General features: G+C 55.6%; 15 protein-coding genes, 2 tRNA genes, 3 rRNA genes and 2 pseudogenes. 15 read left to right on the top strand and 7 right to left on the bottom strand.

Annotated elements, in window-relative coordinates; translation table 11 throughout:
- Window positions 1–67: 67 nt before the first annotated feature.
- Window positions 68–143, top strand: a tRNA-Phe gene (locus tag MX657_RS02220).
- A gap of 198 nt (window positions 144–341) precedes the next feature.
- Window positions 342–506: pseudogene (locus tag MX657_RS02215) on the top strand (molybdopterin-guanine dinucleotide biosynthesis protein B); the annotation flags it as partial.
- 97 nt (window positions 507–603) lie between these two features.
- Here MX657_RS02215 and rrf read toward each other — a convergent pair.
- The 4 genes from rrf to MX657_RS02195 form a co-directional block, all read right to left on the bottom strand.
- A 5S ribosomal RNA gene (gene rrf / locus MX657_RS02210) occupies window positions 604–719 on the bottom strand.
- A gap of 65 nt (window positions 720–784) precedes the next feature.
- A 23S ribosomal RNA gene (locus tag MX657_RS02205) occupies window positions 785–3688 on the bottom strand.
- 183 nt (window positions 3689–3871) lie between these two features.
- Window positions 3872–3947: transfer RNA gene (locus MX657_RS02200), tRNA-Glu, on the bottom strand.
- A gap of 85 nt (window positions 3948–4032) precedes the next feature.
- A 16S ribosomal RNA gene (locus MX657_RS02195) occupies window positions 4033–5572 on the bottom strand.
- The 16S, 23S and 5S rRNA genes sit together here with 1 tRNA gene alongside, the layout of an rRNA operon.
- 495 nt (window positions 5573–6067) lie before the next feature.
- Between MX657_RS02195 and MX657_RS02190 the strand changes: the two genes are divergently transcribed.
- Window positions 6068–7021 carry a nickel/cobalt transporter gene (locus MX657_RS02190; RefSeq protein ID WP_346807155.1) on the top strand — a complete coding sequence of 318 codons (954 nt, stop codon included), beginning with the start codon at window positions 6068–6070 and terminating at the stop codon, window positions 7019–7021.
- A 32-nt stretch (window positions 7022–7053) separates the two neighbouring features.
- Here MX657_RS02190 and proP read toward each other — a convergent pair whose 3' ends face one another.
- Entirely contained in the window at window positions 7054–8556 is a 1503-nt protein-coding gene (proP, locus tag MX657_RS02185; RefSeq protein WP_041911505.1) for a glycine betaine/L-proline transporter ProP, read from the bottom strand.
- A gap of 647 nt (window positions 8557–9203) precedes the next feature.
- Between proP and kdgT the strand changes: the two genes are divergently transcribed.
- Window positions 9204–10196 (top strand): 2-keto-3-deoxygluconate transporter, encoded by a 993-nt coding sequence (gene kdgT, locus MX657_RS02180; RefSeq protein ID WP_346807153.1) that lies wholly within the window; start codon window positions 9204–9206, stop codon window positions 10194–10196.
- A 61-nt stretch (window positions 10197–10257) separates the two neighbouring features.
- On the opposite strand, the gene MX657_RS02175 is transcribed toward kdgT, so the two are convergent.
- Entirely contained in the window at window positions 10258–11133 is an 876-nt protein-coding gene (locus tag MX657_RS02175) for a diguanylate cyclase regulator RdcB family protein (RefSeq protein WP_080330012.1), read from the bottom strand.
- Window positions 11130–13484, bottom strand: a complete 2355-nt coding sequence (gene crfC / locus MX657_RS02170; RefSeq protein WP_333017745.1) for a clamp-binding protein CrfC — start codon at window positions 13482–13484, stop codon at window positions 11130–11132. The genes MX657_RS02175 and crfC overlap by 4 nt, the downstream gene beginning before the upstream one ends.
- 593 nt (window positions 13485–14077) lie before the next feature.
- Here crfC and MX657_RS02165 point away from each other — a divergent pair.
- From MX657_RS02165 to phnK, 11 genes and pseudogenes are all read left to right on the top strand, one after another.
- Complete coding sequence (locus MX657_RS02165) at window positions 14078–14413, top strand: zinc ribbon domain-containing protein YjdM (protein WP_346807150.1); 336 nt, start codon at window positions 14078–14080, stop codon at window positions 14411–14413.
- An 80-nt stretch (window positions 14414–14493) separates the two neighbouring features.
- The gene (gene yjdN, locus MX657_RS02160) at window positions 14494–14931 is read left to right on the top strand and encodes a VOC family metalloprotein YjdN (RefSeq protein ID WP_080330009.1); all 438 of its coding nucleotides are present in this window, start codon (window positions 14494–14496) and stop codon (window positions 14929–14931) included.
- A 136-nt stretch (window positions 14932–15067) separates the two neighbouring features.
- Window positions 15068–15855 (top strand): annotated as a pseudogene (phnC, locus tag MX657_RS02155) (phosphonate ABC transporter ATP-binding protein).
- A gap of 23 nt (window positions 15856–15878) precedes the next feature.
- Complete coding sequence (gene phnD / locus MX657_RS02150) at window positions 15879–16895, top strand: phosphonate ABC transporter substrate-binding protein (RefSeq protein ID WP_119916586.1); 1017 nt, start codon at window positions 15879–15881, stop codon at window positions 16893–16895.
- A gap of 50 nt (window positions 16896–16945) precedes the next feature.
- The gene (gene phnE, locus MX657_RS02145) at window positions 16946–17725 is read left to right on the top strand and encodes a phosphonate ABC transporter, permease protein PhnE (protein ID WP_119916585.1); all 780 of its coding nucleotides are present in this window, start codon (window positions 16946–16948) and stop codon (window positions 17723–17725) included.
- Window positions 17726–17745: 20 nt separating this feature from the next.
- Entirely contained in the window at window positions 17746–18471 is a 726-nt protein-coding gene (gene phnF / locus MX657_RS02140) for a phosphonate metabolism transcriptional regulator PhnF (RefSeq protein ID WP_346807147.1), read from the top strand.
- Entirely contained in the window at window positions 18472–18924 is a 453-nt protein-coding gene (phnG, locus tag MX657_RS02135; protein WP_346807145.1) for a phosphonate C-P lyase system protein PhnG, read from the top strand. It abuts the gene before it with no gap.
- Complete coding sequence (gene phnH, locus MX657_RS02130) at window positions 18921–19505, top strand: phosphonate C-P lyase system protein PhnH (protein ID WP_333017747.1); 585 nt, start codon at window positions 18921–18923, stop codon at window positions 19503–19505. Before phnG ends, phnH begins: the two co-directional genes overlap by 4 nt.
- Window positions 19505–20569 carry a carbon-phosphorus lyase complex subunit PhnI gene (locus MX657_RS02125; protein WP_346807144.1) on the top strand — a complete coding sequence of 355 codons (1065 nt, stop codon included), beginning with the start codon at window positions 19505–19507 and terminating at the stop codon, window positions 20567–20569. Before phnH ends, MX657_RS02125 begins: the two co-directional genes overlap by 1 nt.
- On the top strand, window positions 20562–21407 hold the full coding sequence (phnJ, locus tag MX657_RS02120; protein ID WP_080330001.1) for an alpha-D-ribose 1-methylphosphonate 5-phosphate C-P-lyase PhnJ: 846 nt from the start codon (window positions 20562–20564) through the stop codon (window positions 21405–21407). The genes MX657_RS02125 and phnJ overlap by 8 nt, the downstream gene beginning before the upstream one ends.
- Window positions 21404–22159: a phosphonate C-P lyase system protein PhnK gene (gene phnK / locus MX657_RS02115; RefSeq protein WP_080330000.1), complete on the top strand. Its 756-nt coding sequence runs from the start codon at window positions 21404–21406 to the stop codon at window positions 22157–22159. The genes phnJ and phnK overlap by 4 nt, the downstream gene beginning before the upstream one ends.

Raw genomic sequence — 22159 nt, 5'->3', positions numbered from 1 at the left:
CAGTTGAACAGCTTTTCCCGAAATAGTGTTGACGACCTCACGTGATTGCGGTTTAATGCGCTCCGTTGCCCGGATAGCTCAGTCGGTAGAGCAGGGGATTGAAAATCCCCGTGTCCTTGGTTCGATTCCGAGTCCGGGCACCACTATTTAAAGAACCCAGCCTATGGCTGGGTTTTTGCTTTTCTGTATTTGCAATGCACTGAATTTTCCCTCGTGTTCGCGGGCGTTTACGTCACCTGGCTGATGTCATTATCATCATCCCACTTCTGCTTGCCACACACCGGCGATACCCTTTGGCTCCCCTTCTCTGTACCTTAATTTTCATCCACGCCATTATTCTTAAGCTGTTCAGAAGCGATGCCGGGCACGATATCAGCGAGTTAACGCTGGATGAGCATGTGATTGCGGTGGCCAGCGATGTTGCTCTCGATGCTGAGGTTCCGGTGCTGGATTTAAATGATGAGGATGGGATTGCTGAGTTTATTGTGAGGTGGTGCGCGGTCTGACTTGCCGGGTGTCGGCTTCGCCTTACCCGGCCTGCCGTTTTTCAGCGCAGAAACGCAAAAAGGCCATCCTTTCGGATGGCCTCTTCACTTGTTTGATGCCTGGCAGTTCCCTACTCTCACATGGGGAGACCCCACACTACCATCGGCGCTACGGCGTTTCACTTCTGAGTTCGGCATGGGGTCAGGTGGGACCACCGCGCTAAAGCCGCCAGGCAAATTCTGTTAATCTGTATCAGGCTGAAAATCGTGTCTCTTCGCCAAAACATCTTCGGCGTTGTAAGGTTAAGCCTCACGGTTCATTAGTATCGGTTAGCTCAACGCATCGCTGCGCTTACACACCCGACCTATCAACGTCGTCGTCTTCAACGTTCCTTCAGGAGACTTAAAGTCTCAGGGAGAACTCATCTCGGGGCAAGTTTCGTGCTTAGATGCTTTCAGCACTTATCTCTTCCGCATTTAGCTACCGGGCAGTGCCATTGGCATGACAACCCGAACACCAGTGATGCGTCCACTCCGGTCCTCTCGTACTAGGAGCAGCCCCCCTCAATTCTCCAGCGCCCACGGCAGATAGGGACCGAACTGTCTCACGACGTTCTAAACCCAGCTCGCGTACCACTTTAAATGGCGAACAGCCATACCCTTGGGACCTACTTCAGCCCCAGGATGTGATGAGCCGACATCGAGGTGCCAAACACCGCCGTCGATATGAACTCTTGGGCGGTATCAGCCTGTTATCCCCGGAGTACCTTTTATCCGTTGAGCGATGGCCCTTCCATTCAGAACCACCGGATCACTATGACCTGCTTTCGCACCTGCTCGAGCCGTCACTCTCGCAGTCAAGCTAGCTTATGCCATTGCACTAACCTCCTGATGTCCGACCAGGATTAGCTAACCTTCGTGCTCCTCCGTTACTCTTTGGGAGGAGACCGCCCCAGTCAAACTACCCACCAGACACTGTCCGCAACCCGGATCACGGGTCTACGTTAGAACACCAGCCATTAAAGGGTGGTATTTCAAGGACGGCTCCACGCAGACTGGCGTCCACGCTTCAAAGCCTCCCACCTATCCTACACATCAAGGACCAGTGTTCAGTGTCAAGCTATAGTAAAGGTTCACGGGGTCTTTCCGTCTTGCCGCGGGTACACTGCATCTTCACAGCGAGTTCAATTTCACTGAGTCTCGGGTGGAGACAGCCTGGCCATCATTACGCCATTCGTGCAGGTCGGAACTTACCCGACAAGGAATTTCGCTACCTTAGGACCGTTATAGTTACGGCCGCCGTTTACCGGGGCTTCGATCAAGAGCTTCGCGTTGCCGCTAACCCCATCAATTAACCTTCCGGCACCGGGCAGGCGTCACACCGTATACGTCCACTTTCGTGTTTGCACAGTGCTGTGTTTTTAATAAACAGTTGCAGCCAGCTGGTATCTTCGACTGATTTCAGCTCCACCCGCAGGGGCTTCACCTACATATCAGCGTGCCTTCTCCCGAAGTTACGGCACCATTTTGCCTAGTTCCTTCACCCGAGTTCTCTCAAGCGCCTTGGTATTCTCTACCTGACCACCTGTGTCGGTTTGGGGTACGATTTCGTGTTACCTGATGCTTAGAGGCTTTTCCTGGAAGCAGGGCATTTGTTACTTCAGCACCGTAGTGCCTCGTCATCACACCTCAGCGTTAAAAGGTACCGGATTTACCTGGAACCTCCGCCTACATGCTTAAACCGGGACAACCGTCGCCCGGCTAACATAGCCTTCTCCGTCCCCCCTTCGCAGTAACACCAAGTACAGGAATATTAACCTGTTTCCCATCGACTACGCCTTTCGGCCTCGCCTTAGGGGTCGACTCACCCTGCCCCGATTAACGTTGGACAGGAACCCTTGGTCTTCCGGCGAGCGGGCTTTTCACCCGCTTTATCGTTACTTATGTCAGCATTCGCACTTCTGATACCTCCAGCAACCCTCACAGGCCACCTTCAACGGCTTACAGAACGCTCCCCTACCCAACAACACATAGTGTCGCTGCCGCAGCTTCGGTGCATGGTTTAGCCCCGTTACATCTTCCGCGCAGGCCGACTCGACCAGTGAGCTATTACGCTTTCTTTAAATGATGGCTGCTTCTAAGCCAACATCCTGGCTGTCTGTGCCTTCCCACATCGTTTCCCACTTAACCATGACTTTGGGACCTTAGCTGGCGGTCTGGGTTGTTTCCCTCTTCACGACGGACGTTAGCACCCGCCGTGTGTCTCCCGTGATAACATTCTTCGGTATTCGTAGTTTGCATCGGGTTGGTAAGCCGGGATGGCCCCCTAGCCGAAACAGTGCTCTACCCCCGAAGATGAGTTCACGAGGCGCTACCTAAATAGCTTTCGGGGAGAACCAGCTATCTCCCGGTTTGATTGGCCTTTCACCCCCAGCCACAGGTCATCCGCTAATTTTTCAACATTAGTCGGTTCGGTCCTCCAGTTAGTGTTACCCAACCTTCAACCTGCCCATGGCTAGATCACCGGGTTTCGGGTCTATACCCTGCAACTTAACGCCCAGTTAAGACTCGGTTTCCCTTCGGCTCCCCTATACGGTTAACCTTGCTACAGAATATAAGTCGCTGACCCATTATACAAAAGGTACGCAGTCACCCCATAAAGAGGCTCCCACTGCTTGTACGTACACGGTTTCAGGTTCTTTTTCACTCCCCTCGCCGGGGTTCTTTTCGCCTTTCCCTCACGGTACTGGTTCACTATCGGTCAGTCAGGAGTATTTAGCCTTGGAGGATGGTCCCCCCATATTCAGACAGGATACCACGTGTCCCGCCCTACTCTTCGAGTTCACAACCTGTGTGCTTTCGTGTACGGGACTATCACCCTGTACCGTCGGACTTTCCAGACCGTTCCACTAACACACAAGCTGATTCAGACTCCGGGCTGCTCCCCGTTCGCTCGCCGCTACTGGGGGAATCTCGGTTGATTTCTTTTCCTCGGGGTACTTAGATGTTTCAGTTCCCCCGGTTCGCCTCGTTAACCTATGTATTCAGTTAACGATAGTGCAACGGATTGCACTGGGTTTCCCCATTCGGACATCGCCGGGTCAAAGGTTCATATCACCTCGCCGGCGCTTTTCGCAGATTAGCACGTCCTTCATCGCCTCTGACTGCCAGGGCATCCACCGTGTACGCTTAGTCGCTTAACCTCACAACCCGAAGATGTTTCACTTCATGATTGCGAAAATTTGAGAGACTCGAACACACATAACATGTGTGTCGTTTCAATTTTCAGCTTGATCCAGATTTTTAAAGAGCAAATATCTCAAACATGACTCGCAAGTCAGTTTTGAGATATGACGGCAGGTGACTTTCACTCACGAACCAGCAAGTGGCGTCCCCTAGGGGATTCGAACCCCTGTTACCGCCGTGAAAGGGCGGTGTCCTGGGCCTCTAGACGAAGGGGACACTGAAGTCTCAATCGCAAGACGCCTTGCTGCTTACTTTTCATCAGACAATCTGTGTGGACACTACAAAGGCAGGTTCTTTAAGGTAAGGAGGTGATCCAACCGCAGGTTCCCCTACGGTTACCTTGTTACGACTTCACCCCAGTCATGAATCACAAAGTGGTAAGCGCCCTCCCGAAGGTTAAGCTACCTACTTCTTTTGCAACCCACTCCCATGGTGTGACGGGCGGTGTGTACAAGGCCCGGGAACGTATTCACCGTGGCATTCTGATCCACGATTACTAGCGATTCCGACTTCATGGAGTCGAGTTGCAGACTCCAATCCGGACTACGACGCACTTTATGAGGTCCGCTTGCTCTCGCGAGGTCGCTTCTCTTTGTATGCGCCATTGTAGCACGTGTGTAGCCCTACTCGTAAGGGCCATGATGACTTGACGTCATCCCCACCTTCCTCCAGTTTATCACTGGCAGTCTCCTTTGAGTTCCCGGCCTAACCGCTGGCAACAAAGGATAAGGGTTGCGCTCGTTGCGGGACTTAACCCAACATTTCACAACACGAGCTGACGACAGCCATGCAGCACCTGTCTCAGAGTTCCCGAAGGCACCAAAGCATCTCTGCTAAGTTCTCTGGATGTCAAGAGTAGGTAAGGTTCTTCGCGTTGCATCGAATTAAACCACATGCTCCACCGCTTGTGCGGGCCCCCGTCAATTCATTTGAGTTTTAACCTTGCGGCCGTACTCCCCAGGCGGTCGACTTAACGCGTTAGCTCCGGAAGCCACGCCTCAAGGGCACAACCTCCAAGTCGACATCGTTTACGGCGTGGACTACCAGGGTATCTAATCCTGTTTGCTCCCCACGCTTTCGCACCTGAGCGTCAGTCTTTGTCCAGGGGGCCGCCTTCGCCACCGGTATTCCTCCAGATCTCTACGCATTTCACCGCTACACCTGGAATTCTACCCCCCTCTACAAGACTCTAGCCTGCCAGTTTCGAATGCAGTTCCCAGGTTGAGCCCGGGGATTTCACATCCGACTTGACAGACCGCCTGCGTGCGCTTTACGCCCAGTAATTCCGATTAACGCTTGCACCCTCCGTATTACCGCGGCTGCTGGCACGGAGTTAGCCGGTGCTTCTTCTGCGGGTAACGTCAATCGACAAGGTTATTAACCTTATCGCCTTCCTCCCCGCTGAAAGTACTTTACAACCCGAAGGCCTTCTTCATACACGCGGCATGGCTGCATCAGGCTTGCGCCCATTGTGCAATATTCCCCACTGCTGCCTCCCGTAGGAGTCTGGACCGTGTCTCAGTTCCAGTGTGGCTGGTCATCCTCTCAGACCAGCTAGGGATCGTCGCCTAGGTGAGCCGTTACCCCACCTACTAGCTAATCCCATCTGGGCACATCTGATGGCAAGAGGCCCGAAGGTCCCCCTCTTTGGTCTTGCGACGTTATGCGGTATTAGCTACCGTTTCCAGTAGTTATCCCCCTCCATCAGGCAGTTTCCCAGACATTACTCACCCGTCCGCCACTCGTCACCCGAGAGCAAGCTCTCTGTGCTACCGTTCGACTTGCATGTGTTAGGCCTGCCGCCAGCGTTCAATCTGAGCCATGATCAAACTCTTCAATTTAAGTTTGATGCTCGTGAATTAAACTTCGTAATGAATTACGTATGTTCACTCAGAGACTTGGTATTCATTTTTCGTCCGAGGACGTTAAGAATCCATGTCACTTTGAGTGCCCACACAGATTGTCTGATAAATTGTTAAAGAGCAGTGCAACGCGGCTTTCGCTCACCGTTGCGAGGTGGCGTATATTACGCTTTCCTCTTTCAGAGTCAACCCGTTATTTCAGGATTTTTTCTCTTCAACCGAACCGGCTGTTTGTGAAGTGATTCACATCCGCCGTGTCGATGGAGGCGCATTATAGGGAGTTCTCAGCAGCCCGCAACAGAAAAGTTGCAAAAAAATGACTGACTGCTGTATTCCCCAGCAAAACCCCGCTTTATACCCTTTTACGCACAGAGTTATCCACAATTACAGCAAGATCCTGATGCGATCCTGCGAACTGAAAGAGAAGATCAACTATACTAGCGGCAAATATTCTTCTCCGCAGAGCTCCCCCTGATGAATACACAACGCCTGCCTCGCGACTGGCGCCTCCCTACGGCCGGATTGATGCTGCTGGTCATCCTCTTCGCCGCTTTTACGCTGCATACGCACTGGAACGCCTTTATCCAGTGGTGCCTTGCCACGCAGATTACGCTGCACCGTTATCTGGTGATGTATCTACTGCAGCTTAATAACCACCAGTACAGCGGTGGATTATGGCTCTTAACAGGCGCTTTCTTTTATGGCGTCCTTCACGCCATCGGGCCGGGGCACGGGAAGTTCATCGTGACGACCTATCTGACCACCAATAAGGAGAGCGAGCTGGCCGCCCGAGTGGTCCCCTTCATTGGCAGCCTGATGCAGGGCGTCAGTGCCATTCTGTTTGTCTTTATTCTGGCAGTAGGATTTAACCTCGCATCAGGGGATATCAGCACCAGTCGCTGGTATGTCGAGAAGATAAGCGCCGTGCTGATTGGCGCATTTGGTGCATTCATCATTTATCAGGCGCTGAAAAGCCTGCGGCCGCAGAGAATGAGGATCTCTGCCATCACTCCCCTTCATCAGCACGGTGAACACTGTGGCTGTGGTCATCACGGCGTGGGCGTAGATCTGGCACAAGGTGACTGGAAAACGCGTCTGGGCGTCATTCTGGCGATTGGTGCACGCCCGTGCAGCGGCGCAATCATGATTCTGATGTTTTCGAACGCGCTGGGCATTGTCACCTGGGGCATGGCTGCAGTCATGACCATGTCCCTGGGAACGGCTCTCACAATTATGGGGCTATCGCTGGCGGTACGTTATGCCCGTGAACGCACGGTGGCCTGGTTCGGGGAAAGTCGCTCGTTAAGGTGGTTGATGCCGGCCGTTAAAATTGCCGGTGGAATCGTACTGATCCTGTTCGCGACCGTCCTGTTTCTGACGGTCATCCCCATCAGCGCCAACGGCGACTATATCGCCGCCGGATGCTAATAAAAGAAAACCCGCCAGCGGCGGGTTTTTTATTACTCATTAATTCGTGGATGTTGATCAACAAGACGAGAGCGTTTCTTCTGCAGCTCTTCAATCTCGGCGTCGATATCCTCAATCTTCTGCTCCACGTTGTCGTAGTGCTCGCGCAGGATCTCTTTCGCTTCCTGAATATCGGATGCCGCAGGCGTCGCTCCTTTCAGAGGACGGTTCGCCGTCTCCTTCATGGTCAGACCGGTCGCCAGACCGACTACCGCGATTACCATCAGGTAATAGGCTGGCATCATCAGGTTCTGTGTGCTTTCCACCAGAGAGGCGGCAAGCGTAGGCGTCAGACCAGCAATCAGAACGGAGATATTGAACGCCGCCGCCAGCGCGCTATAACGAATGTGCGTCGGGAACATCGCCGGTAAGGTAGAGGCCATCACCCCGATAAAGCAGTTCAGGATCACCGCCAGCATCAGCAGACCCGCGAAAATCAGACCCAGCACATTACTGTTGATCAGAATAAACGCCGGGATCGCCAGCGCGAACAGCGCCACGCTACCCAGGATGATAAACGGTCGGCGGCCAAAGCGGTCGCTCAGCAGACCCATAATCGGCTGCACAAACAGCATACCGACCATGATGGCGATAATAATCAGCACGCCGTGGTCTTCCGAGTAGTGCAGGTTATGCGACAGATAGCTCGGCATATAGGTCAGCAGCATGTAATAGGTGACGTTGGTGGAAATCACCAGACCAATACAGGTCAGCAGGCTGCGCCAGTGCTTTGTCGCAATCTCTTTGAACGACACTTTCGGGCCGTCCTGCAGCCCTTCGCGGTCACCCTGCTCCAGTTTCTCCACGTGCTGCTGGAACGCAGGCGTCTCTTCCAGCGCGTGACGCAGATAAAGGCCGATGATGCCCAGCGGCAGCGCGATAAAGAACGGGATACGCCAGCCCCAGTCGAGGAAGTTCTCTTCACCGACAACGGTTGAAATCAGAACCACGACACCCGCGCCCATCACGAACCCGGCAATCGAACCGAAGTCCAGCCAACTGCCCATAAAGCCGCGCTTACGGTCAGGAGAGTATTCCGCAACGAAGATCGACGCACCGGTATATTCCCCGCCGACGGAGAAGCCCTGCGCCATCTTACAGAGCAGCAGCAAAATCGGTGCCCAGATGCCAATGGTGGCGTAGGACGGTATCAGGCCGATACAGAATGTACTGATCGACATAATCACAATGGTGATAGCGAGTATTTTCTGGCGACCGTATTTGTCCCCGAGCATACCGAAGAACAGACCACCCAGCGGGCGGATCAGGAAAGGAACGGAGAATGTACCCAGCGCGGCAATCATCTGCAGGCTTGGGTCAGCACCGGGGAAGAACACTTTACCTAATGCATAGGCAACAAAGCCGTAGACACCGAAATCGAACCATTCCATCGCATTACCGAGCGAGGCGGCGGTGATCGCTTTACGCAGTTTGGCGTCATCAATAATGGTGACGTCGCGAAGCGTAATGGGTTTAACCTTTTTCCTTCTTAGCATAGCTTTCCTCGTAGACTTAGCCCTGTCCGTTCCACAGCCGACTTGCACTCTGTGAACCTGAGATTCGCTCCATGCGAACCTCCATCTTCAAGCGTAGCAGGTTTACTTACATTGACGTTTTACGTCGATACAACCGAACCTGTTGACGCCTGTCTGGGCAGTTAATGACCTTTTTACCCTACCAGCGTTTATATTTGTGATCAACTTCACACATATATTTATACTGCGTCAGGTGAAGACATTTTTTGTCAACTACCGCAAATAAGTACCTTCTTAACCCTCCGGAATGCTCATTTTCGTCCTCATTGTTTTTCTTTCCCCAACAAAATAAAAAACCATATTTTTTCAAGAGATTTACATAAATTTTCAGCTCTCACAACGCGTCGTAAAGTTTACATTCAATATGTGATGAAGATAACTAAAACACCGTTTTATTTTCATTGAATCAATATTCCATCGATCGCATGATAATTCCTGAAACATAGCGATGCGTGTTTTCTGACGAGAGAAAACGAGAGCGCTGACTGAATTTCGGTGCAGGGTTATCACAAACAAATCATCAAGAGCACCCTTCATCAACTTGAATTTATTGATTTTTTATTCGCACCTACCGCTCGCCATGAGAGGTAAAATTGTGAGGGTTAGATATGAAGATTAAAGCCACGATCGAACGCATACCGGGCGGTATGATGCTGGTTCCGCTGGTACTCGGTGCCATTCTGAATACATTAGCGCCTGATACCGGAGCTTATTTTGGCGGTTTCACAAAAGGAATGATTACGGGTACCGTTCCCATTCTGGCGGTCTGGTTCTTTTGTATCGGCGCATCCATTAATTTGCGGGCAACCGGTACCGTATTACGCAAATCCGGAACGCTGGTGATAACCAAAATAGCGGTTGCGTGGGTGGTCGCAATGATATGCGCGATGTTCATTCCGGAGAATGGAATTCAGACCGGTTTCTTCGCCGGATTATCTGTTCTGGCGATTGTCTCGGCGATGGACATGACGAACGGCGGATTGTATGCCAGCCTGATGAACCAGTACGGAACGAAAGAAGAGTCAGGTGCATTCGTCCTGATGTCTCTGGAGTCCGGCCCGCTCATGACGATGCTGATCCTGGGGTCCGCTGGCCTGGCTTCTTTTGAGCCCCACCATTTTGTCGGCGCGATCCTGCCGTTCCTGATCGGCTTCGCGCTGGGCAATCTGGATCACGACCTGCGTGATTTCTTCAGCAAAGCAACGCCAGTGCTCATCCCGTTCTTTGGCTTTGCACTGGGTAATACCATCAACCTGAACGTAATTCTTGATACGGGACTGCTGGGAATTGTGCTGGGTTTCGCGGTTATCATCATCACCGGTATTCCGCTGATCATTGCTGACCGCGTAATCGGGGGAGGAAACGGCACGGCGGGCGTCGCCGCCTCTTCAGCCGCAGGTGCTGCCGTTGCAAACCCGGTGATTATCGCCCAGATTAACCCGGCCTTCGAACCGGTGGCCGCGTCCGCGACGGCAATGGTTGCCGCCAGCGTGATTGTCACCGCAATCCTGGTGCCCATCATCACGGCGCTGTATGCGAAACGCTACGGAAATGTGCAAGAGATCCAGCCTGAACCGAAACCGATAGAAATGAATCACTAACACACCTCGCCAGCCGTCCCCTCTCCCCTCCGGGGAGAGGGCCAGGGTGAGGGGTAGGAATTCAACCAAAAATCTCCTCCACCATCGCATCCACCAGCCGTTTTGCCGAACACAGCCTCGGCATACCCAGCGCGACCGTCTGCCAGCTTTGCGTCACTGACCAGCTTACCGGGTGCTTATCCGCCTGACACCAGTCACCCAGCCAGCCCAGCATGTCTTTATGATCGATTAAACCCGCCGAAGCGGGTGTGGTCAGCCACTGATGATAGAAATGGCGGGTCGTGGGGGACGCATTGATGCCCTGAGCCAGGTAGTTGGCGGCCATGCTGCGTAAGTTGTCCTTGAGCATTGCCGACACATCGTCGTTCGCCAGACGGCAGGCATCGCCAAACGCGCCCCAGCGCAGCTCTTCCAGGACGATGAAACAGCGCCCGGCAAGAGACCAGCCGTCATAGTGGCCAGCTCGCCAGCGGGTGAAAATTTGTTCACTGTGCTCGCCCGCCTGTACCGTCAGTCCACGCTGGGCCAGCGCCTTTTCTTTATAAGCAGCTCGTTGCGTAAAATGAGAGGAGAGCTCAGCGTACTGCTCAGGCAGGCCAGGAGATTGCTGGGTCCGCAAGGGGGTCAGCTGGCGCAGGGCAATCAGTTTATCGGCCATCAGCGTCAGCGCAAGATGGCCCGGATCCAGCATGCCAGCGAGCTTTTCCGCCAGCCCCAGGCGCAGGGCCGCGTTCTCATTAAGCATTCCCGCCATCGCCCAGGGCCGTAGCCGGGTATGCGTCATGATCTCCTGCGTCAAACGCTCACGAAACTGCAACTGCTGTGGCCCCAGGCGGGGATGACGCGCCGCGTCCACGCCCTGCACAAGATCGACCATAAATTTGGGATGAATACACTCCAGCGTTCGCCCGGGACCGTCCAGTAGTGGTGTTGTCATGGTTGCTCTGCCGCGAATAGAGTTTGAATATCATCGCGTAACAGTCGGGTATCTTCCTGTATCCACGTCGCAGTCGTAATGCTTTGCTTCAACAGCTGGCTGAGCGCTCGGGTTGAATGCTCATTTTGTTGACGCACTGCGAGGCTATCACGCAAGCTTTCCTGTAACCCGGTCAGGCATAGCGAAAATTCTGCAAAGAACGTTGCCATACCTGCCGTAACAGAGACATCGACCTGCGCGGACAAAGCTTTACGTATTTGTTCACAGAACTGATCGATATGTTGCTTAAATTTGTCATGCAGCTGCGCAATATTAATAACGTATCGCGTGCGCGTGACCACATAATCATCCCAGCCCCAGCCCGGATTATTCAGCCAGCGCGAAACCGTTTCACGCATACTCCCCGCGCCGGATGGCTGACCTGCCGGGCGGTTATCCTGCGCAATGGCATCGTTAAACAACCCCCGCGTGTTGAAATTAAGCTGGTTAGCCTGAAAAGCCGGGAAGCTTATCCGCGCCCGAAAGCCGGCATGGCTCAGATGCTCTTTAATACGCATTTCGATGGGCCGCATGGCGTCATTCAGCGAGCGTGCCAGCGTAGATTCCAGCTGATCGAAGCGTAACGCCAGCTCCCGGCAGATTTTCGTCTGCGCATCCAGCATGATCAGTTCACAAGAGGATCGGATTTTGCTCAGGGTAATCTGCGCCTGCCCTTCGTCCTCCAGCACCAGCTGTTCCAGCTCCTGCGGCTCGTCACCGCGGAGATTGAGCGGTTCAATGCCTGCCAAATTAAGAATATTGTGCGCGCTGAACACATGACCAATTGCCTGATGCAGCACCGTTCTCTGCTCTCCCATAAAGTCAGCCGTGGCGTTAAGCGCCTGCTCAACTTCATGTTTCACCTCATCGCCCACCATGCTCTGGCGCGTCTGCAGCAGGGTCATGTCCTCCTCAAGGCGCGCAATATTCAGTTCCAGCGCCTCAAAGGCCACCGTCAGCCCCTGATAGCGGAAGTCGAGATATTCCCGGGCATTCTGTGCATAGTTGAGCAACTTATGCGAGGCCGAGCGCAGCGCGAATAACGAGGCATTCGCATAGGCGGCGTAAATCAGCTTGCGTATCGGCTGTTCAAACAGCGAATCTTCCCAGAGCAAATCGGCAGCGTGGCGAATATGGTCAATGTCGTCCAAATCCGCCGTACGCCAGCGGCGTCCGAGAGCGGCTTCGGCAAAATCCTGCACCCAGGGCTGCTCCTGATGATCCGGCAACTGCCCGTGGGTATTCATCTCGTAGCGGGCGCGGTTTGCCAGGTACGCCCACATGGAGGAAACAGGGTAAATCTGGCCGGGCGAAATATTGCCTTTCATTAAGGTGCCGGAGATCATCGCCCTGACCTGCTCTTCATCGTCGCTATTGCGATCCTTCTGGTCGAATTTATTCACCAGCGCATACAGAGGCACCGATTTCCCCGCCACTGAAATAGCCTGGCGAACCTCTTCATCGGAAATGGATTTAAGCTGGGTATAATCCATCACCGCCAGCACCGCCGACGCGCGCGCCAGCTGCTCGCTAAGCATTTTTTGCAGATGCGGCTGCCCGGCCTCATTCGGTCCCGGAGTATCGAGCAACGTCAGCTGTCCAGGATGTGCATCAAGACCCGCAAGATGCACGAACTCCACTTCAATCACCGGAATATGTTCGATAGCCGCATATTCTGAGAACGGAAACGCCACACCCAGCACCTGAGAGAGCCTCACCAGGTCATTAAGGCTTTTCAGGCAATGAAATATTGGCTGCGCTCCGAGATGATGCTTTTCAAAGGCTTCTCCTTTCTCAATACGCTCCAGCAGCGTATTCATATCCTTATCAATTTCCAGATGCTGAGCCAGCTTGCCGCGATCGTAATCACAGAGCTTTTTCTGAAGCAGTTGGATCAACTCATCAATAGGTGAGACATGGGAAAAATGGAGCACCGGCTCCTTCTGACCACGCGTGTGGCGAATAAGCGTAGGCAGCGCCGTCATTGGGCGGTTGCGGTTCGGTAACACTTCCGTACCGACAATGGCATTAATGGTGGTCGATTTCCCCGCTTTCATGGTGCCAACGATAGCCAGAACCATTTCCAGACGTGTTATTTTGCGTAATTCATTATTCAGCATTGCCTGCTGCGCTTCGACGCCTCGCGCACTAAAATGCAAAGGCAGCACGTTGTTCTTTTCACCCGTAATAGCAGCCGTCGTGCTCTCCAGCTTCGCTGTTGGCATTGATTTCAGGGTATCGAGATTTTGCAGGGCAAGCTGTAGCAAACGCTCAGCTTCCTGACTTAATTCAAAAATGGTCTGTGTGTGCATGATAAAAGCCTTTCCTTAACGCAAATTTATTACTTTTATTAAGCCACTGGTATTAATTATTTTTTTCAGGCTTATATGATCACGTGTGGAAAACATCTTCACCGAAATATAACTGATTGAAGATAATCAGAAATAAATGGCTATCCTTGCATGGCGTGTAAAACGCTCCTTAAGGCCTGACAGCCAAAAGATAAAAAGCGTAGTCCATTTAAAAAATCTTCAGGATATATCATCATTATTTACCCACCATAAAGAGAGGGGATATGCCACCGCCATAAGAAATGTATGGCAGTAAAGACCGAAGATAAATAACAATGTGTCGCTTCACCTTATCCGAAATGAAGGTGCGTAGCAATTTGCCGCAATAAAATATTCGATATATTTAGCGGCTTCCCTTTCCACCGTGTTAATGACGTTAGCATCGCTTAACTCACTGACAGGAAGTGTCACTCGCACCACACTTTCTGCATTTTTTAAATTCACAATATCACCGACAAACGTGTGGATTTGCGCTATACTTGCCGCCTTTTTCGGCACTCTGCCGTCATTTAGCTGGCACTTTCCGGCGCGTTAACACTTTTGAGGATACCGATATGACACTCCCACACTGCCCAAAATGCAATTCTGAATACACCTATGAAGATAATGGCATGTTCATCTGCCCGGAATGCGCACACGAATGGAATGATGCTGAGCCAGCGCAGGATGCTGATGCGCTGGTCGTCAAAGATGCGAACGGTAATCTGCTGGCAGACGGCGACAGCGTCACCGTTGTTAAAGATCTGAAGGTGAAAGGCAGCTCTTCCATGCTGAAGATCGGCACCAAAGTGAAGAATATCCGTCTGGTTGAGGGCGATCATAATATCGACTGCAAAATTGACGGCTTCGGTCCGATGAAACTGAAATCTGAGTTCGTGAAAAAGACCTGATTTCCCCGCCCGGTGGCGCTTCGCTTACCGGGCGTTCGGGAACTACACTTAATGGGCTTTTCTTACGTGAGGTAAAGATTATGCCGTTAAGTCCCTACATCTCTTTCGCTGGCAACTGTGCAGAGGCTACCGCCTTCTATCAGCAGGCCGTCGGCGCAGAACTCCTCTATAAAATCACCTTCGGCGAAATGCCAAAAAGCGATAACAGCGAAGAAGGCTGTCCGTCCGGCATGCAGTTTCCGGATTCGGCTATCGCCCACTCTAACGTCCGCATTGCGGGCAGCGATATCATGATGAGCGACGGGCTGCCGCCTGGCAGCAGCGCGCAATACGCGGGCTTCACGCTGGTGCTCGACACGCAGGATGTGTCGGAAGGCAAACGCTGGTTCGACAACCTCGCCGCTGGCGGGAATATCGAAATGGCGTGGCAGGAGACCTTCTGGGCGCACGGTTTCGGTAAGGTCACCGACAAATACGGCGTGCCGTGGATGATTAACGTCGTTAAGCAGCAGCACTAATCTTCGGGCGGTGGGCGGTCTGCCTCCGCCTGTCATCAAACTCCCCTCAACTCTTCAAACTCCCGCAACCTGCACTTAACCCAAATGTCATATTGATGCGCCAGCATGAGGCCACATTTATCGTGAGGCCCAGCACATGCAAACCGTCATCCGCGTCGAGAAACTGAGCAAGACCTTCCATCACAACAAGGCTCTGCATGCCGTTGATCTGACCGTCCAGCAGGGCGACATGGTAGCGCTGCTGGGGCCATCCGGTTCAGGTAAATCCACCCTTTTGCGTCACCTGAGCGGCCTCATTACCTGCGATAAAACGCCGGAAAGCCACGTCGAACTGCTGGGCAACACCGTGCAGCGCGCAGGCCGTCTGGCAAGCGATATCCGCAAAAGCCGCGCCCAGACGGGCTACATCTTCCAGCAGTTCAACCTGGTGAACCGTCTGACGGTGCTTGAGAACGTGCTGATTGGCGCGCTCGGCAGCACGCCCTTCTGGCGCACCTGCCTGCGCTGGTTCTCCCCATCCCAGAAGCAGGAAGCCTTACAGGCGCTGACCCGCGTCGGCATGGCGCATTTCGCCCACCAGCGCGTCTCCACCCTGTCCGGTGGACAACAGCAGCGCGTCGCCATTGCCCGCGCCCTGATGCAAAAAGCGAAAATCATTCTCGCCGACGAGCCCATCGCCTCCCTGGACCCGGAATCGGCGCGCGTCGTGATGGAAACCCTGCGCGACATTAACCAGAACGACGGCATCACCGTGGTGGTGACGCTGCATCAGGTGGATTATGCCCTGCGCTACTGCGAGCGCATTGTCGCCCTGCGGCAGGGGCATGTGTTCTTTGATGGCGCAAGCCATCAGTTTGATAACGAACGTTTGACCATCTCTACCGCAGCGTAAACCGCGTCGAAGAGCGCGCGCAGGCTGCATAACGTCCCCATAACGAGGAATGGAAATGAGCTATAAAACGGTTGCCGCGCTGGCCTTTACCAGCATGTTCAGCATCAGCACCCTGTTAAGCCCGGCCCACGCCGAGGAGCAGGAAAAAGCGCTGAACTTTGGCATCATTTCGACGGAATCACAGCAGAACCTGAAACCCCAGTGGGAACCCTTCCTGAAAGATATGGAAACTAAGCTGGGGATCAAAGTGAACGCCTTCTTCGCCCCGGACTACGCGGGCATCATCCAGGGGATGCGCTTCAACAAAGTGGACATCGCCTGGTACGGCAACCTCTCCGCCATGGAAGCGGTGGACCGCGCGAACGGTCAGGTCTTTGCCCAGACCGTTGCGGCCGATGGCTCCCCGGGATACTGGAGCGTGCTGATCGTGAACAAAGACAGCCCGATCAACAACCTCAACGACATGCTCGCCAAACGCAAAGAGCTGACCTTCGGCAACGGCGACCCGAACTCCACCTCCGGCTTCCTCGTCCCTGGCTACTACGTCTTCGCCAAAAACAACGCCTCCGCCAGCGACTTTAAGCGCACCGTTAACGCCAGCCACGAAACCAACGCCCTGGCCGTGGCGAACAAGCAGGTGGACGTTGCCACCAACAACACCGAAAACCTCGACAAGCTGAAGACCTCCGCGCCGGACAAGCTGAAGGAAATCAAGGTCATCTGGAAATCACCGCTAATCCCTGGTGACCCAATCGTGTGGCGCAAAAACCTCACCGAAAGCACCAAGGAGAAGGTGTACGACTTCTTCATGAACTACGGCAAAACGCCGGAAGAGAAAGCGGTTCTGGAGCGTCTGGGCTGGGCACCGTTCCGCGCGTCCAGCGACCTGCAGCTGGTCCCGATTCGCCAGCTGGCGCTGTTCAAGCAGATGCAGGGCGTAAAGGACAACAAGAGCCTGAAGGAAGAGGAGAAGACCAGCAAAGTCTCTGAAATTCAGGCCCAGCTGGACGATCTCGACCGCCTGACCGCCGCGCTCGGCGCGATGACCAGCGTGAATAAAGCGGTGCAGTAACTCAAGTCCCCTCTCCCACAGGGAGAGGGAGAATAAATTAAGGAGTCAACATGCAAACCATCACCCTCCCGCCGCCAAAGCGCAGCTGGTTCTCGCTCATAAGCTGGGCCATCCTGCTGGCGGTGCTGGTTATCTCCTGGAGAGGCGCAGAGATGGATCCGCTGCTTCTCTTCAAAGATTCCGGCAACATGGCGACCTTCGCCGCCGACTTCTTCCCGCCGGACTTCAGCCAGTGGCCGGATTACCTCAGCGAAATGGCGGTCACCTTGCAAATCGCCGTCTGGGGCACCGCCCTCGCCGTCATCCTCTCCATTCCGTTTGGCCTGATGAGCGCCGAGAACATCGTGCCGTGGTGGGTTTACCAGCCGATGCGTCGCCTGATGGACGCCTGCCGCGCCATCAATGAAATGGTCTTTGCGATGCTGTTCGTGGTCGCCGTCGGTCTGGGTCCGTTCGCGGGTGTGATGGCGCTGTTCATCCACACCACCGGCGTGCTCTCCAAGCTGCTCTCGGAGGCGGTCGAAGCCATCGAGCCCGGCCCGGTGGAAGGCATTCGCGCCACCGGTGCCAACAAAATCGAAGAGATCCTCTACGGCGTGCTGCCGCAGGTGATGCCGCTGCTGATCTCCTACTCCCTGTACCGCTTTGAGTCCAACGTCCGCTCCGCCACCGTGGTCGGCATGGTCGGCGCAGGCGGGATTGGCGTCACCCTGTGGGAAGCCATTCGCGGTTTCCAGTTCCAGCAAACCTGCGCCCTGATGGTGCTCATCATCATCACCGTCAGCCTGCTGGATTTCCTCTCTCAACGTTTGCGTAAGCACTTCATCTGAGAAGCGAGGCTTTGATTTGTATGCACTTATCCAGACATCCGACCAGTTACCCGACCCGCTGGCAAGAGATTGCGGCAAAGCTCGAAGTGGAGCTGCGCACGCACTACCGCTGCGGTGACTACCTGCCCGCCGAGCAGCAGCTTGCCGACCGCTACGAAGTGAACCGCCACACCCTGCGCCGCGCCATTGACCAGCTGGTCGAGCGCGGCTGGGTCCAGCGCCGTCAGGGCGTGGGCGTGCTGGTGCTGATGCGCCCGTTCGACTACCCGCTGAACGCCCAGGCGCGCTTTAGCCAGAACCTGCTCGATCAGGGCAGCCACCCAACCAGCGAAAAGCTGCTCTCGGTCCTGCGCCCGGCCTCCAGCCACGTGGCGGACGCGCTGGGCATTCAGGAGAGCGATAACGTCATTCACCTGCGCACGTTGCGCCGGGTCAACGGCGTGGCGGTGTGCCAGATTGACCACTACTTCGCGGACCTGGCCCTCTGGCCAGTGCTGCAAAACTTTGCCAGCGGTTCCCTGCACGACTTTCTTCAGGATGCGACGGGCATCGCCCTTAAGCGCACCCAGACGCGCATCAGCGCCCGCCGCGCGCAGGCGAAAGAGAGCAAGGTGCTCGAAATCCCCAATATGGCCCCTCTGCTCTGCGTGCGCACTCTCAACCACCGTGACGGCGAGATCAACGCGACGGAATACTCCGTCAGCCTGACCCGCGCCGACATGATTGAATTCACCATGGAGCACTGAATGCACGTCGACACCTCCACCCGACAGCGCTGGATGCGCGTGCTGGCCCATAGCCAGCCTCCCGCCCTGCGTGAGCGCATGAACGCGCTGGGCCTGACGCCTGACTACGACACTATCCGCGCGCCGGAGATCGGCCTGGTACAAATCCAGGCGCGCATGGGCGGGACCGGCGAGCGCTTTTTTGCGGGCGACGCCCCCCTTACCCGCGCGGCTATCCGCCTCAACAGCGGCACGCTGGGCTACAGCTACGTGCTGGGGCGCGACAAAGCGCACGCCGAACGCTGCGCGGTGATCGACGCGCTTTTGCAGGAACCCCCGCATTTCCAGACGTTAATGGAAACCCTTATTGCCCCGCTGGAAGCCGACCGCGCCGCACGCATTGCCGCACGTCAGGCCGAAGTGAACACCAGCCGGGTCGACTTCTTTACGCTCGTTCGCGGAGACAACGCATGACGCTTCAACCTGCTTTTACCCTGGCCGTCCAGGATGCCCAACACAGTTTTCGTCGCCTGTTGAAGGCCATGAGCGAGCCGGGCGTGATTGTCTCGCTGCACCAGCTTTCACAGGGCTGGCTGCCGCTCAATCTGGCGACCACCAGCGTGCTGCTGACGCTTGCCGACAACGACACCCCGGTGTGGCTCTCGGGCGCACTGTCGAACGATATCGCCTGTCAGAACCTGCGTTTTCACACCAGCGCCCCGCTGGTCGATCAGCCCCAGCAGGCGGTGTTCGCCGTAGCCGACGAGCAAATCAGCCATGAGCAGCTGAATGCCCTGAGCGAAGGCTCCGCCGTCGCCCCGGAGACCAGCGCCACGCTGATCCTGCAGGTCTCCAGCCTGAGCGGCGGCCGCATGCTGCGCCTGACCGGCGCAGGCATCGCCGACGAGCGCATGGTCGCGCCGCAGCTTCCGGAGTGCATCATTCACGAGCTGACCGAGCGCCCGCACCCGTTCCCGCTGGGTATTGACCTGATCCTGACCTGCGGCGAGCGCCTGCTGGCAATCCCGCGGACCACCCATGTGGAGGTGTGCTGATGTACGTAGCCGTCAAAGGGGGCGAAAAGGCCATCGCCGCCGCCCATGCCCTGCAGGAGCACAGACGACGGGGCGATGAACGGCTTCCCGAGCTGTGCGTCGCCCAGATCGAGCAGCAGCTTAACCTCGCCGTTGACCGCGTGATGACCGAGGGCGGCGTTGCCGACCGCGAGCTGGCGGCGCTGGCGCTGAAGCAGGCCAGCGGCGATAACGTGGAAGCCATCTTTCTGCTGCGCGCCTGGCGAACTACCGTTCCCCGCCTGGCGGTCAGCGAGCCGGTGAACACGGCCGAGATGCGCCTGGAGCGCCGCATTTCTGCCGTTTATAAAGATATTCCCGGCGGCCAGCTGCTTGGCCCCACCTACGACTACACCCATCGCCTGCTGGACTTCACCCTGCTGGCGAACGGCGAAGCCCCAACGCTCAGCACTTCAGAGGCCGAACAGGAACCGTCTCCGCACGTCTTCAGCCTGCTGGCAAACCAGGGCCTGGCGAAGGCGGAAGAAGACTCAGGCGCGCAGCCGGATGACATCACCCGCACGCCGCCGGTTTACCCTTGCTCGCGCTCATCTCGCCTGCAACAGCTGATGCGCGGCGACGAAGGCTATCTGCTGGCGCTGGCCTACTCCACCCAGCGCGGCTACGGGCGCAACCACCCGTTTGCAGCCGAAATTCGCAGCGGCTATATCGACGTCGAAATCATACCGGAAGAGCTGGGTTTTGCCGTAAACGTCGGCGAACTGCTGATGACCGAGTGTGAAATGGTCAACGGTTTTGTCGCGCCGGAAAATGAAGACCCACACTTTACCCGCGGCTACGGGCTGGTGTTTGGCCTCGGCGAGCGTAAGGCGATGGCGATGGCGCTGGTTGACCGCGCGCTTCAGGCGCCGGACTACGGCGAGCACGTTGCCGGTCCGGCGCAGGACGAAGAGTTTGTGCTGGCCCACGCGGACAACGTTGAAGCCGCCGGTTTTGTCTCGCACCTCAAGCTGCCGCACTACGTCGATTTCCAGGCCGAACTGGAACTGCTGAAACGCCTGCAACGGGAGCGCAAAAATGGCTAACTTAAGCGGCTACAACTTTGCCTATCTGGACGAGCAAACCAAACGCATGATCCGCCGCGCCATCTTAAAAGCGGTGGCTATTCCGGGCTATCAGGTGCCGTTCGGCGGGCGCGAAATGCCGATGCCCTACGGCTGGGGCACCGGCGGTATTCAAATCACAGCAAGCGTGATTGGTGAAGCGGACGTGCTGAAGGTCATCGACCAGGGGGCCGACGACACCACCAACGCCGTGTCGATCCGCAACTTCTTTAAACGCGTAACGGGCGTCAACACCACCGAAAAAACAGAAGACGCGACGCTGATCCAGACCCGCCACCGCATCCCGGAAACCCCGCTGACGGAAGATCAGATTTTGATTTTCCAGGTGCCAATCCCGGAGCCGCTGCGCTTTATCGAGCCGCGTGAAACCGAGACCCGCACCATGCACGCGCTGGAAGAGTACGGGATCATGCAGGTCAAACTGTATGAAGATATCGCCCGCTTCGGCCATATCGCCACCACCTACGCTTACCCGGTGAAGGTGAACGGGCGCTACGTCATGGATCCGTCGCCAATCCCGAAATTCGACAACCCGAAGATGGACATGATGCCCGCCCTGCAGCTCTTTGGTGCCGGACGTGAAAAACGCATCTACGCCGTCCCGCCTTATACCCACGTCGAAAGCCTGGATTTCGACGATCACCCGTTTACGGTGCAGGAGTGGGACGAGCCGTGCGCCATCTGCGGTTCAAAGCACAGTTATCTGGATGAAGTGGTGCTGGACGACACGGGCAAACGGATGTTTGTCTGCTCCGACACCGATTACTGCCGCCAACAGAGCGAGGCGAACGGCCAATGAAACCGCTGCTTTCGGTTAATAATCTGACTCACCTTTATGCGCCGGGAAAAGGCTTCAGCGACGTGTCGTTCGAGCTGTGGCCGGGCGAAGTGCTGGGGATCGTCGGGGAATCCGGCTCCGGCAAAACCACCCTGCTGAAGTCCATCTCCGCGCGCCTGACGCCGCAGAACGGCGACATTCTGTATGAAGGCAAATCCCTGTACGCCATGAGCGAGGCCGAGCGCCGCCGCCTGCTGCGCACCGAGTGGGGCGTGGTGCATCAGCACCCGCTGGACGGCCTACGCCGTCAGGTGTCGGCGGGAGGCAACATCGGCGAACGGCTAATGGCCACCGGCGCACGGCACTACGGCAACATCCGCGCCACCGCCCAGCACTGGCTGGAGGAGGTGGAAATCCCCGCCTCGCGCATCGACGACCTGCCCACCACGTTTTCCGGTGGGATGCAGCAGCGCCTGCAGATTGCCCGCAACCTGGTCACCCACCCGAAGCTGGTCTTTATGGATGAACCCACCGGCGGGCTGGACGTCTCCGTGCAGGCTCGCCTGCTCGACCTGCTGCGCGGCCTGGTGGTGGAGCTGAACCTCGCGGTGGTGATTGTCACCCACGATTTAGGCGTTGCACGCCTGCTGGCGGACCGCCTGCTGGTAATGAAGCAGGGTCAGGTGGTGGAAAGTGGGTTAACCGACCGCGTGCTCGACGACCCGCATCATCCGTACACCCAACTGCTGGTGTCGTCCGTATTGCAGAATTAA

Origin of the sequence: Enterobacter chuandaensis (assembly GCF_039718975.1) — a bacterium.
Taxonomy (GTDB): Bacteria; Pseudomonadota; Gammaproteobacteria; order Enterobacterales; family Enterobacteriaceae; genus Enterobacter; species Enterobacter chuandaensis.
The sequence above is the reverse complement of the archived record's forward strand: the minus strand, read 5'-3'. Positions and strand labels throughout refer to the sequence as shown.

What these genes read in the sequence shown, in the direction of transcription:
- MX657_RS02190 (WP_346807155.1), top strand. Translation starts at nt 6,068, where the DNA reads ATGAATACACAACGCCTGCCTCGCGACTGGCGCCTCCCTACGGCCGGA.
- proP (WP_041911505.1), bottom strand. Translation starts at nt 8,556, where the DNA reads ATGCTAAGAAGGAAAAAGGTTAAACCCATTACGCTTCGCGACGTCACC.
- kdgT (WP_346807153.1), top strand. Translation starts at nt 9,204, where the DNA reads ATGAAGATTAAAGCCACGATCGAACGCATACCGGGCGGTATGATGCTG.
- MX657_RS02175 (WP_080330012.1), bottom strand. Translation starts at nt 11,133, where the DNA reads ATGACAACACCACTACTGGACGGTCCCGGGCGAACGCTGGAGTGTATT.
- crfC (WP_333017745.1), bottom strand. Translation starts at nt 13,484, where the DNA reads ATGCACACACAGACCATTTTTGAATTAAGTCAGGAAGCTGAGCGTTTG.
- MX657_RS02165 (WP_346807150.1), top strand. Translation starts at nt 14,078, where the DNA reads ATGACACTCCCACACTGCCCAAAATGCAATTCTGAATACACCTATGAA.
- yjdN (WP_080330009.1), top strand. Translation starts at nt 14,494, where the DNA reads ATGCCGTTAAGTCCCTACATCTCTTTCGCTGGCAACTGTGCAGAGGCT.
- phnD (WP_119916586.1), top strand. Translation starts at nt 15,879, where the DNA reads ATGAGCTATAAAACGGTTGCCGCGCTGGCCTTTACCAGCATGTTCAGC.
- phnE (WP_119916585.1), top strand. Translation starts at nt 16,946, where the DNA reads ATGCAAACCATCACCCTCCCGCCGCCAAAGCGCAGCTGGTTCTCGCTC.
- phnF (WP_346807147.1), top strand. Translation starts at nt 17,746, where the DNA reads ATGCACTTATCCAGACATCCGACCAGTTACCCGACCCGCTGGCAAGAG.
- phnG (WP_346807145.1), top strand. Translation starts at nt 18,472, where the DNA reads ATGCACGTCGACACCTCCACCCGACAGCGCTGGATGCGCGTGCTGGCC.
- phnH (WP_333017747.1), top strand. Translation starts at nt 18,921, where the DNA reads ATGACGCTTCAACCTGCTTTTACCCTGGCCGTCCAGGATGCCCAACAC.
- MX657_RS02125 (WP_346807144.1), top strand. Translation starts at nt 19,505, where the DNA reads ATGTACGTAGCCGTCAAAGGGGGCGAAAAGGCCATCGCCGCCGCCCAT.
- phnJ (WP_080330001.1), top strand. Translation starts at nt 20,562, where the DNA reads ATGGCTAACTTAAGCGGCTACAACTTTGCCTATCTGGACGAGCAAACC.
- phnK (WP_080330000.1), top strand. Translation starts at nt 21,404, where the DNA reads ATGAAACCGCTGCTTTCGGTTAATAATCTGACTCACCTTTATGCGCCG.